The organism is Bariatricus massiliensis (genome assembly GCF_900086725.1).
Lineage (GTDB): Bacteria > Bacillota > Clostridia > Lachnospirales > Lachnospiraceae > Allocoprococcus > Allocoprococcus massiliensis.
This window is the reverse complement of the sequence record NZ_LT574832.1, coordinates 1-11507: the sequence shown is the minus strand read 5'-3', so window position 1 is coordinate 11507 and position 11507 is coordinate 1. Positions and strand designations below refer to the sequence as shown.

Below are 11507 nucleotides of genomic sequence, written 5' to 3'. Positions count from 1 at the left end.
CAAAATACTAATTGAAAGGAAACATCCTTTATATGAGTGAAATATTTCAGAAAAAGCTGGCTGATTTGGATATCGCATTGACAGAAAATCAGATAAATCAGTTTGACAGATATTATGAATTACTTATTGAATGGAATAAGGTAATGAATCTGACTGGTATAACGGAATATGAAGAAGTAATTGAAAAACACTTTGTAGACAGTTTATCATTAGTCAAGATAATAGATATCCATAAAATAGACACTATCATAGATATTGGCACAGGCGCCGGGTTTCCAGGCATTCCATTAAAGATTGCTTTTCCACATGTAAAAGTAACATTGCTGGATTCACTTAATAAAAGAATTAATTTTCTCAATGAAGTGATAGGACAGTTAGGTTTAGAAGATATCCACACAATTCACGGGCGTGCGGAAGATTTTGCACGTAAGGAGAATTACAGAGAGAGCTATGATCTTTGTGTATCAAGAGCAGTAGCTAATCTTTCAACCCTCTCCGAATATTGTCTGCCATATGTAAAATTAAGCGGGAGTTTTATACCTTATAAATCAGGTGACATTGACGCGGAGGTAAATGAGTCTAAGACAGCCATTAAGATTTTAGGTGGTAAGTTGAGTGACATTGTAAAATTTCAGCTTCCGGGAAGTGATATCAGCCGCTCGCTTTTGAAAATTGATAAACATAAAAATACAGGAAAGAAGTTCCCACGAAAAGCTGGGCTTCCTTCCAAAGAACCAATTAAATAAAAAAAGAAACCGGTAAAAAATACCGGTTTCTTTTTAATTGATATCAAAAAATATTTTAATTTGTTCAGCAAAATCATATGGTTTTTCTAATTGAGGAAGATATTTAGTATCGGGAATCGAAACAGTCTCAATAGCTGGAATAAAGCGTTTGTACTGTTCTGCAGTTTCTTCGTATTGAGGATTTCCATTTCCTGATATAACAAAAATACTATTATTAATGTTGCCGATGCAAGGAGAAATATTTGCTCTCGTAAATCTTCCCTTAATACTTGCAAACAAATACTTTGATTTGATTTTATCGGTATGAGCTGCTTCATAATATGCTTTTACGATTGTATTATCTATTTTTGCGCTGTCATAAAAGTAGTTAAACGCGAAAATTTCATTCAAAGACTTTTGTGATTGGAGTATATTATAGAGCAATGTTCCCAATATAGGTATATTTATTAAAAACTTCAAGGTCTTTGTTCTCTTTGTAGGAACTTTAGCTAGTTCATACATAGAAACAGGATTAACCATCGCTATTTTATCTATAGTGTCATCCCCTGTATTACATGCCATTATAACAAAGGAAGCAGACTCTCCTGTTGCAATCACATCTGTTTTTCTACCTATTATATGTTTGATAAAATCATTAAGCATCTGGACATACAAAAAATTAGTATATGTAATATTGGGCTTATCAGAGCGCCCACATCCGAGAAGGTCTATAGTATATACAGTGTTGTGTTCTGCCAGTATAGAAGCAGCCTTTTTCCATTCATATCCAGAACTATGAGCATTAAGATCATGAATCAATAGAATAGGCTCTCCTTCTCCTTGCTTTTTGTAAAATATTTTTCCGAAGCGCCATTCATAGTAATTGCCCTCAGTGTTGCCAAGAAGATTATCTATCGTTGAAAGATAATATATTATTCTATTTATGACATATATAGTACCTGTCGCCAAAGAAGCAAGAATAGCACAGGCCTTAAGTTTCTTTTTCAATATTATGACCACCTTTCTATTATCTTGTTATACCATCCCTCGTTCACAGTAAAGCTTATTGTTCAATTATAACATAATCCAATTAATGGTGAAAGAGATATGAAAAATATATTTTATTAAAAATATTACAAAATACAACAAATGTTTCACGTGAAACATTGTATGAAACAACAAAAAAGTAAAAAATAATGTTTCACGTGAAACATTGTATAGATAATAAAAAGATGATGTGGTATAATGATAACATATGGTGGATAATTGGATGCATAACAAAAGCATCCACTTTGTTTTTAGAAAGGGGTATTACTAAATTATGGGAAGAATTATTGCTGTTGCCAACCAAAAGGGTGGTGTTGGAAAAACGACTACAGCTATCAACCTCTCTTCTTGTCTGGCAGCAAAAGGCAAAAAGATTCTTGCAGTTGATATGGACCCACAAGGTAACATGACGAGTGGTCTTAGTGTAAATAAAGATGAAGTAGAATATACAGTATATGATTTGATTATTGGGGAGGCTTCTATCGAACAAGTTTTGGTGAAGGATGTTTTTGAAAATCTGGATGTATTACCCACCAGTATTGATTTGTCAGCAGCAGAAATCGAATTAATTGATGTTGATAATAAAGAATATATTCTACGTGATGAAGTACATAAAATCAAGGATAACTATGATTTTATTATAATTGATTGTCCGCCGTCTCTCAGTATGCTAACAATTAATGCAATGACTACAGCAGACACAGTATTAGTACCTATACAATGTGAATATTATGCTTTGGAAGGTCTGAGTCAGTTAATAAGGACAATAGATCTTGTGAAAGAGCGGTTGAACGACCGGCTGGAGATGGAAGGGGTAGTATTCACTATGTATGATGCCAGAACCAATCTATCACTACAGGTTGTTGAAAATGTAAAAGACAATTTGAATCAAGCGATTTATAAGACAATAATTCCTAGAAATATACGTTTGGCTGAGGCTCCCAGCCATGGACTGCCGATTAATTATTATGATCCAAAGTCATCGGGAGCGGAAAGTTATATGTTGTTGGCAGATGAAGTTATTCATAAAGGAGAAGAGTAAGTATGGCGGTAAAGCGTAGTGGATTAGGAAAAGGCCTCGACAGTCTTATACCTGATAATAAATCAGCAAAAACATCGAGAAGAGGAACAGAAGATGTAAAAAAGGATGAAATCCAATCTTCTGGGCCAATTATGATGAAAATCAATGATGTGGAGCCGAACAGAGAACAGCCTAGAAAAAACTTTGAGGAAGACGCACTTCTTGAATTGGCAGATTCTATTAAACAGTTTGGTATTCTTCAGCCATTAATTGTACAGAAAAGAAAAGACTATTATGAGATAATAGCCGGTGAACGCCGCTGGCGTGCCGCTAAGATGGCAGGAATAAAAGAAGTTCCGGTCATAATTAAAGAGTATACCAATCAAGAAATTTTAGAAATCTCTTTGATAGAGAATATTCAAAGAGAAAACTTAAATCCTATTGAAGAAGCCATGGCGTTCAGAAAATTGCTTCATGAATTCAACCTTAAACAGGATGAGGTTGCCGAGCGTGTATCAAAGAGCCGTACTGCGGTGACAAACTCTATGCGTCTTTTAAAATTGAATGAGAAAGTGCAGCAGATGATTATCGATGATATGATATCTACCGGACATGCGAGGGCACTTTTGGCAATTGATGATGAAGAACAGCAGTATATGATTGCCAATAAAATATTTGATGAAAAGTTGAGCGTTCGTGAGACGGAGAAGTTAGTAAAAGAGTTGAAAAATCCTAAAAAGGAAAAACCGGTTAAGACAGAAGTTAAAAATACATTTGTCTACGAGGATTTAGAAGAAAAAATCAAAAATATTATAGGTACCAAAGTACATGTAAATCACAAGACAAATGGCAAAGGAAAGATAGAAATCGAATATTATTCCGACAACGAACTCGAACGTATATTCGATTTACTTATGACGATTCGTGAAGGAGAATAAAATAAATGGAGAGTAAAATATTAACAGCTATCGGCATAGATCCGGCTTACATATTTATTCTATTGATTATGCTGATTGTATTGATGTTTTTATTATATATGAATGTAAATATGAAGTACAGCCGTCTGAAGAGCAGCTATTCCTCTTTCATGAGAGGCCGTGATGGCAAGAATCTTGAGGAGAGCATTCTGGAAAAATTTGATGAACTGGATGAAATTGCAGATATTGCAAAGAAAAACCGTCTTGATATTAAAGAGATTTTCCATATGATACAGAGCAATTATCAGAAGGTCGGTATTGTAAAATACGATGCATTCAATGAAATGGGCGGTAAATTGAGCTTCGCCCTCACTCTGCTGGACGGAAATAACAGTGGCTGGATTATCAATGCTATGCACAGCCGCGAGGGATGTTATACTTATATAAAGGAAATCGTCAGGGGACAGAGTTACATAGAACTGGCGGACGAAGAGGCAGAGTCGCTGGAACAGGCTATTTATCAAGAAGTTTATGACCCGGATGTTCAGGAAGTAGTGAAAAAGAATTTATAAAAGTGATTAAAAGTTTAAAGAAATGGGAAAGTTGAGAAGAGAAGGAGAAGGACTATGTTAGATATTAAGTTTGTGAGAAATAATCCAGATGTTGTAAAGGAAAATATCAAAAAGAAGTTTCAAGATGCAAAGCTTCCTCTGGTGGATGAAGTCATAGAGCTGGACAAGAAAAACAGAGAGATTAAGCAGGAAGTAGAGGCGCTTCGTGCTGAGCGCAACAAAATTTCTAAACAAATTGGCGCTTGTATGGCTCAGGGAAAAAAGGAAGAAGCTGAAGAGTTAAAAAGACAGGTTCAGGCAAATGCGGATAGAGTAGAAGCTTTATCAGCGGAGGAAAAAGAAGTAGAAGAACAGATTAAAAAAATCATGATGAGCATCCCCAATATTATCGACCCGTCAGTTCCTGTAGGAAAGGATGACAGCGAGAATGTAGAAATACAGAAATACGGGGAACCTGTAGTGCCTGCGTTTGAAATTCCCTATCACACTGAGATTATGGAGACATTTAACGGCATCGATCTTGAGAGCGCCGGGAAGGTTGCGGGTAATGGTTTTTACTATCTAATGGGTGATATCGCAAGACTCCACTCTTCTGTGATTTCTTATGCCCGTGATTTTATGATCGACAGAGGCTTTACTTATTGCATTCCTCCGTTCATGATTCGCAGCAACGTGGTTACCGGAGTTATGAGTTTTGCCGAAATGGACTCTATGATGTATAAAATTGAGGGTGAGGATCTATATTTAATAGGTACCAGTGAACACTCTATGATTGGTAAGTTTATAGAGACCATGTTGGATGAAGAAACACTGCCTCAGACTTTGACTTCTTATTCCCCATGTTTCAGGAAAGAAAAAGGGGCACACGGAATCGAGGAACGAGGGGTATACAGAATTCATCAATTTGAGAAACAGGAAATGATTGTTGTCTGCAAACCGGAAGAAAGCATGAAATGGTATGATGAGCTTTGGAAAAATACGGTTGACTTGTTCCGCTCCCTTGATATACCAGTGCGGACTTTAGAGTGCTGCTCCGGAGATCTTGCCGACTTAAAGGTGAAATCCTGTGATGTAGAAGCATGGTCACCGAGACAGAAGAAGTATTTTGAAGTAGGAAGCTGTTCCAACCTTGGGGACGCTCAGGCCAGAAGGCTTGGAATCCGCGTCAAAGGAGCAGACGGCAGCAAATATTTTGCCCATACGTTAAACAATACAGTTGTTGCACCACCTAGAATGTTGATTGCTTTCTTGGAAAATAATCTGCAGGAAGACGGTTCTGTGAGAATTCCAGAAGTGCTTCGGCCGTATATGGGCGGCAAATCAGAAATCAGATAATAATAATAGATGAGGATAGACCGTGCATAAATATATTAAGGCAATTGGTTTTCAGGACATTGATTCTGAAAAAGAATGGAATCAAATTTTGTATCAGGCCGAGGAGAACTTCAGCGGGTACGAAAGAATCTCTTTGGAGGAGAATCTGGATTACTGTGAGTTGAAGAAAGAGTTTGGAACAGGAATCGGAATCTGTTCCTATGGTCAGATTGATGAAAACGAAATATTTGATAGAGAGTATTATCTGCCATATTTTGAAGGAACCGGTATTACATCCTATGCGGACATTATCGTGGAGCGGAGAATTGACAGAGAGTCCTACGTGGGTATCTGTGAAGATGCGAAAGTCGGGGTAAGCCTGATTTTCCATCTTCAAAATGGGATGGATTACATAAAAGAGGTGCAGAATGGCCAGATACCGAAAAGCTCAACGTCCGTTACGCTAGCCGGTCTGGCAGTATCAGGAACAGTCTTGTTCCCCGTTCTGAAGAGCAAAGAACAGGAGCAGATGCGCAAAGAAGAGTCAAGAAACCGTATGATGCTGCTGAGCGCCGCAAGGCAGGGGGACACCGAGGCAATCGAGAGTCTTACACTGGATGATATAGACACGTATTCCCAAGTGTCAAAGCGTTTGGCGGATGAAGATATTTTCAGTATCGTAGACACCTATTTTATGCCTTATGGGGTAGAATGCGACCAGTATTCTGTTCTCGGTGAGATACTTGATATGGACACAGTAGAAAATAAGCTGACAAAGGAAGAAATCTATGTACTGACTCTCGATGTGAATGAGCTTCAATTCGATATATGTGTGCCTGTAAAAAGTGTAACTGGGGAGCCTGAAATTGGTAGAAGATTTAAGGCTAATATTTGGCTGCAAGGTTATATAAATTTTTAACTTCACAAAACAGCGAATTTGTGCTAGAATAAATTTTGCATGAATGAACTGTTTTGTGTAAGATCATTTAGAAAAAGTTAATAATGCTATTTTGAATGTTTCTGTAGCTCAGCAGGATAGAGCGTCCGCCTCCTAAGCGGAAGGCCAGCGGTTCGAATCCGCTCAGGAACGTTAAGAACACCGCCGAAAATCTGGAAGTGAGAAAAGCAGTTTCTCGTTTCAAGGTTTTCGGCATTTTCTATTTTCTGAGAAAATTTGAACCCATAGCAATTTCCGATTAGCAGGAGCGATTCTTGCTAATGGAAATGCCCTTCCTGCTAATTTGAAAGGCGAGAGTTGCCAGTACAAAGGGGTGCTTTCTAAGATTAATTAGTCCTGATCATGGCATCTTTGAATAGATTTTTCTTTATAATGATGAAAAAGGATGGAGGTGCACTTATGAGAGATAAAAAATATTATTTGTATGTGGATGGCCAAGAAAGAACATTTTTGTTACAGAGCCTTGTGGAATTGAAAAACGAACTAATTCAACAAGGCAGATATACAGACTGTGTTGATGAACTTATTTTTAAGATGACAAAAGCACCTGTGAAGAAAGTCAAAGTGGATAGGAAATCTTGTGGGTGTGTGATATAATTAAAAAGACAATTCAGAATTTGTAATAGAACTTATTTATACTGGAGGAATTACCAATGCAGGATTTTTTTGAAGCATTAGCAAGTGAAAGTAAGAATGAAGCATTACCAGAAGCATTTAATTATTTTGGAAAACTTATCGGTAGTTGGTCGATAGACTATATAGAAAGTAGCAATTCTCTTACAATTAAAGGCGAATGGCATTTCTCATGGGTTCTTGAAGGAATGGCTATTCAGGATGTTATTATCTTGCCTAATTATGAATATGGGACATCGTTGCGTATCTATAATCCCAATACGCATGCGTGGGATGTAGCTTATGGTTATACTGGAAAAATAATACGACTTGAAGCAAAAAAACAAGATGACATGATAATGCTAACTTTCGTCAATGATGAAAAAAGAAAGTGGATTTTTACTAGTATAGAAGATAATCGTTTTCATTGGGAAAACATCACTGTAAAAGATAATGGCGAATGGTATATAAATGCAGAAATATATGCTGAACGTATCATATAACCACAGTTCACAATGTTACAAATTCCAGTTTGTCACTGAGCTAAAATTAATAAAACATGTTTATACATAGCCGATTGGTTTAAATAGCCAGTCGGCTTTTTTGTGTTCTAAGAACCTTACATAGCCGTCCTGACAAAGCAGGGCAACAAGGTTTTACTAATTTATGCAGATGCACAGGCAAATCTTACAATGGCTTTAGGCTACAACAGACCAGACGATATTCCCATAACTCTCTCCACGGTGATGCAGGACATCATGGATGATAAACCCGTTGACGTTCAAAAACGGTATCTTAATGACAATGGTCATGCCACGCACCAACATTTCAAAAGAAATCACGACTCTGGTTAAAAGTGCATACGGTCAGAAAATCAAAGTCTTTGACAGCGAGATACCCCTTTTATTGATTGACGAGTTTCCAGAACATCCATTTATAGTAGCTACAATCCGATTCAGATAAATGTTTATGAAGATAAAATGTATTTTTAAAAAGTGGTATGATTGAGGCATGGGGGGCGTGGATTTGATAAAATAAAAGTTGCTTGTGCTGTTTATGGCGGCTCATTGCCAGAATATGAGATTTCAAAGTCTGGAATAATGGTTTTGTGTAAGACATGTGATAAATATATGGGACTTCTTAACCGTCATGACCAATCTCCCAGTCAAGATATGGCCAAGATAATACTTGAATAAAATGCTTGCATCTGGTGAACTTAAAATGACTATACCTGATAAACCAAAAAGTAGAAATCAAAAATACTATTCATAAATTAACATAACTTAATTTGGTCAAATTGGTTAAGCTATTCTTGCTATTGTAAGCTCCCTGCTAATTGCTTGTTAATATGACGGGGTAAAATTAGTTAATATCAGAGTAACGTGGAGGTACGAGATAACATTTGTAATTGGGGAACAGTAGGGATATAAAGGGATTAGTTAAACTTATAAGGGAACTGCTTGATACCGGAAAAGCCATACTCCTAAGCGGAAGGCCAGCGTTGTCAGAGATAAGCAGTATGCCCTGCGTGAAGCAATGGCATACACTGATGTATCATTTATATGCGGATAGAAAATCTTTTGGTTATGTGATACAATGAAAACAATAAATTTGAATTTGATAAGGAATAAAAAGAAAGTGTAGGGGAGAGGTATGATTGAAGTAAAAAATGTTAATAAATTTTATAAAAACAAACAGGTACTTTTTGATTTCAGCGTAACAATAGATTTGACTAAAGATGGTATTTATGGATTGCTGGGACCTAATGGAGCCGGGAAAACTACCTTTTTAAAAGTATTGACCGGATTATTGGATTATTCATCTGGGACCATGCGGGTAAGAGAAGAGGACAATTATATGAAGTGGTGTAAAGAAAATATTGTTCTTATTCCAGCAGGAGAACGAGGAATACGATATAAAAATACAGTTTATGACAATATTATGTTTTTTGCTGCCATGAAAGGGAGCAAAGAAAAAGAAGTAAAGAATCTTATTGAAAAGTATGCAAATGAACTACATTTCTCCCAGTTTTTAAAAAGAAGGGTGGAGACCCTTTCAACGGGAGAAAAAAAGAAAGCTATGCTATTGTGTGGTCTATGTACTGATATGAAAGTCCTGATTATGGATGAACCGTCAAACGGATTAGATATTGAGTCACAGGTAGAAATGAAAAACTTAATTAAAGATTTGGCGAAGACATATCACAAAACTTTTATAATATCGTCCCATGACCTAGAGTTCTTAAATGAGTTAGTGGAGCACTATATTTTTATATTCAAGGGAAAAAATGGGGGAGAAGAGGACCGGGCAATGGGAACGGAAGAGATAAGAGAAATCTATTTGGAAAAGAGGAGGGGGATGGACAATAATGAAGTATTTTAATGCCATAAAGTGGGAGATGATTTTAGATACAAAAGAATATCTACAGTATCGTATAGGATTGTTTATGGATTTTCTAGTATTTACAGGAACCTTTCTCGCTGTCTATTTTATGGGGTCAACTCAAGGATTTGTATCATTTTATAATACGAGTGAGGCAGGTGGATATATTCTAGTTCTAATAGGATATATTTTCTGGCAAAATGCGAGTGCGGCTTTAGGATATTGTGTAGGGACAGTCTCCGACGAAACGTCTCATGGAATTTTTGAAATCAGGCTGCAATCTAAATTTCATATGGAGGGGATCTTGTTTATAAAATTAGTAATTAGCTGCTTGATCCATTTGGTAACATACGTTGGAATTATTATTTTTGGTAATGCGGTAGTGGGATATAGTAGTAACGATCTTAAAATTATTATATTGGCGATATTTGTCAGCTTATTTTCACTTGTTGGAATGTACGGAATAGGACTGATATTTGGGAGTATTTGCATATGTGAGAAAAAAGTGGGCTCTTTAATTTTAGTTGTACAAACAATGTTACTTTTTGTAACAAATGCAATATCACCTTCAAGGGCGTCCGTTATATATTTGATACCATTTACGAGTGGGATCGATATTGTAAGAGACATTTATTTGGGAAATAAAGTATCAAATTATCTGATTCTTGTATATGTTATTGTCAATATATTGTGGGCGATTGCAGGGACAGTCTGTTTCCGGTTTGCTTTGCGATATGAAAAGAGATATGGAGCATTTGATAATTATTAAAACATGAATACAATATGTGGAGAAAAAATTAGAGGTTGTCAAAATTAAGTGTTTCAGCTATGGAAGGAGAGATATAAGTATGAAATATATTATTAGGATTATTCAAGTTTCTACACTTTTAGGTGGAGCAGAGTTTATGCTAATGTTGCTTTTTGGAGATTTAACAGAAAGCGTAAAGCCAGTAGTATTAGGGGCAGTACTTGTCAGCCTGATTATATTTGGATTACTTGACATAATTGGAAGAAAATTAGAAAGTAAAAGAAATAAGGTGTCCAGTACTTTAGCATTGATAAAAACTAAAGGAGATTATGATGACAGAATTATTTGATGTATTTCCATATTTAGAAAACGATAAAGTGATTATAAGAAAAATGGAATCAAATGACATTGCAGCGTTGTCAGAGATAAGCAACAATGATAATGTGTATAAGTATATACCGCCTTTTCTATATAAAAAGAGTAAAAAAGTATTAGAGACAGCAATCAAAAATCTTGGCGGAAAAGATTTTGCAAATAAAAAGTATATAATTGCAGGGATTTATTTAAAAGATAGCCCTAATAGACTTGTAGGTTTAGCAGAAATGTTTGACTTTAAAAAGAAAGAAAATAAAATAACAGTGGGCTACCGTCTAAATGAGGACTATTGGAATAAAAAAATTGCAACAAACGCTTTGAAATTAATGATAGAATATTTAGTAAATGAAGTTAATATTACAACTCTTCAGGCATTTGTTATGCCAGAGAATATATATTCATCAAAAGTGTTATTAAATAATAAATTTGTAAAAGAAGATTTTACTTTGCAAGAAAAAAATTGGGGCGGTCAAGAAATTGTAACTGTTGATGTATACACATACACTAAGTATTAGATAACTTCCAATTTGTCATTGAGGAAAAATTGAATTTGCGAAGGAGACCACCCCTTGGAGTTTAATGAAAAATTACAAGAGCTTAGGAAAACTAAAGGAATGACGCAAGAAGAACTTGCAAATGAATTATATGTTTCGAGAACAGCAATATCTAAATGGGAGTCTGGAGTTTCCCAAAGTTAAAGATACCACATCAATCCCACGCGGACTTTTGCTCAACCGATACAGCCGGAGGGCTGGATAACAAGAAAAGGCGGTATGCGCCCCGTGGAGGGGTAGCGTACCGCCTTTTCTTGTGGGGGTTTCCAAAGGGGGCAACGC

14 protein-coding genes, 1 tRNA gene and 2 pseudogenes are annotated in these 11507 nt (G+C 36.1%); 16 read left to right on the top strand and 1 reads right to left on the bottom strand.

Annotation, left to right across the window (positions count from 1 at the left end; genetic code table 11):
- Positions 1-32: 32 nt before the first annotated feature.
- A complete protein-coding gene (gene rsmG / locus BN6465_RS00165) occupies positions 33-746 on the top strand; it encodes a 16S rRNA (guanine(527)-N(7))-methyltransferase RsmG (protein ID WP_066730593.1) in 714 nt (237 codons plus the stop codon).
- A 33-nt stretch (positions 747-779) separates the two neighbouring features.
- Here rsmG and BN6465_RS00160 read toward each other — a convergent pair whose 3' ends face one another.
- Entirely contained in the window at positions 780-1733 is a 954-nt protein-coding gene (locus BN6465_RS00160; RefSeq protein ID WP_264466746.1) for an alpha/beta fold hydrolase, read from the bottom strand.
- A 313-nt stretch (positions 1734-2046) separates the two neighbouring features.
- On the opposite strand from BN6465_RS00160, the gene BN6465_RS00155 reads away from it, so the two are divergent.
- The 15 genes and pseudogenes from BN6465_RS00155 to BN6465_RS00090 all read left to right on the top strand — a co-directional run.
- Positions 2047-2814 carry a ParA family protein gene (locus tag BN6465_RS00155; protein WP_066730592.1) on the top strand — a complete coding sequence of 256 codons (768 nt, stop codon included), beginning with the start codon at positions 2047-2049 and terminating at the stop codon, positions 2812-2814.
- 2 nt (positions 2815-2816) lie between these two features.
- A complete protein-coding gene (locus BN6465_RS00150; protein WP_066730591.1) occupies positions 2817-3731 on the top strand; it encodes a ParB/RepB/Spo0J family partition protein in 915 nt (304 codons plus the stop codon).
- 5 nt (positions 3732-3736) lie between these two features.
- Positions 3737-4282, top strand: a complete 546-nt coding sequence (locus BN6465_RS00145) for a DUF4446 family protein (RefSeq protein WP_066730590.1) — start codon at positions 3737-3739, stop codon at positions 4280-4282.
- 54 nt (positions 4283-4336) lie between these two features.
- Positions 4337-5617 carry a serine--tRNA ligase gene (gene serS / locus BN6465_RS00140; RefSeq protein WP_066730589.1) on the top strand — a complete coding sequence of 427 codons (1281 nt, stop codon included), beginning with the start codon at positions 4337-4339 and terminating at the stop codon, positions 5615-5617.
- A gap of 22 nt (positions 5618-5639) precedes the next feature.
- Complete coding sequence (locus tag BN6465_RS00135) at positions 5640-6515, top strand: DUF3881 family protein (RefSeq protein ID WP_066730588.1); 876 nt, start codon at positions 5640-5642, stop codon at positions 6513-6515.
- Positions 6516-6612: 97 nt separating this feature from the next.
- Positions 6613-6686 (top strand) — tRNA-Arg (locus tag BN6465_RS00130).
- 267 nt (positions 6687-6953) lie between these two features.
- Positions 6954-7151: a hypothetical protein gene (locus BN6465_RS00125; RefSeq protein ID WP_066730587.1), complete on the top strand. Its 198-nt coding sequence runs from the start codon at positions 6954-6956 to the stop codon at positions 7149-7151.
- 56 nt (positions 7152-7207) lie between these two features.
- The gene (locus BN6465_RS00120) at positions 7208-7669 is read left to right on the top strand and encodes a hypothetical protein (protein ID WP_066730586.1); all 462 of its coding nucleotides are present in this window, start codon (positions 7208-7210) and stop codon (positions 7667-7669) included.
- Positions 7670-7928: 259 nt separating this feature from the next.
- Complete coding sequence (locus BN6465_RS21765; RefSeq protein WP_066730585.1) at positions 7929-8129, top strand: hypothetical protein; 201 nt, start codon at positions 7929-7931, stop codon at positions 8127-8129.
- 222 nt (positions 8130-8351) lie between these two features.
- Positions 8352-8438: pseudogene (locus BN6465_RS21520) on the top strand (Fic family protein); the annotation flags it as partial.
- Between the two features lie 381 nt (positions 8439-8819).
- Positions 8820-9548, top strand: coding sequence for an ABC transporter ATP-binding protein (locus tag BN6465_RS00110; protein WP_066730584.1), 729 nt, complete (start codon positions 8820-8822; stop codon positions 9546-9548).
- A complete protein-coding gene (locus tag BN6465_RS00105; RefSeq protein ID WP_066730583.1) occupies positions 9535-10317 on the top strand; it encodes a hypothetical protein in 783 nt (260 codons plus the stop codon). The genes BN6465_RS00110 and BN6465_RS00105 overlap by 14 nt, the downstream gene beginning before the upstream one ends.
- Before the next feature lie 79 nt (positions 10318-10396).
- Positions 10397-10645 (top strand): hypothetical protein, encoded by a 249-nt coding sequence (locus tag BN6465_RS00100; RefSeq protein ID WP_066730582.1) that lies wholly within the window; start codon positions 10397-10399, stop codon positions 10643-10645.
- Positions 10626-11186, top strand: coding sequence for a GNAT family N-acetyltransferase (locus tag BN6465_RS00095; RefSeq protein WP_066730581.1), 561 nt, complete (start codon positions 10626-10628; stop codon positions 11184-11186). The genes BN6465_RS00100 and BN6465_RS00095 overlap by 20 nt, the downstream gene beginning before the upstream one ends.
- 54 nt (positions 11187-11240) lie before the next feature.
- Positions 11241-11354, top strand: a pseudogene (locus tag BN6465_RS00090) (helix-turn-helix domain-containing protein); the annotation flags it as partial.
- Between the last annotated feature and the right edge of the window lie 153 nt (positions 11355-11507).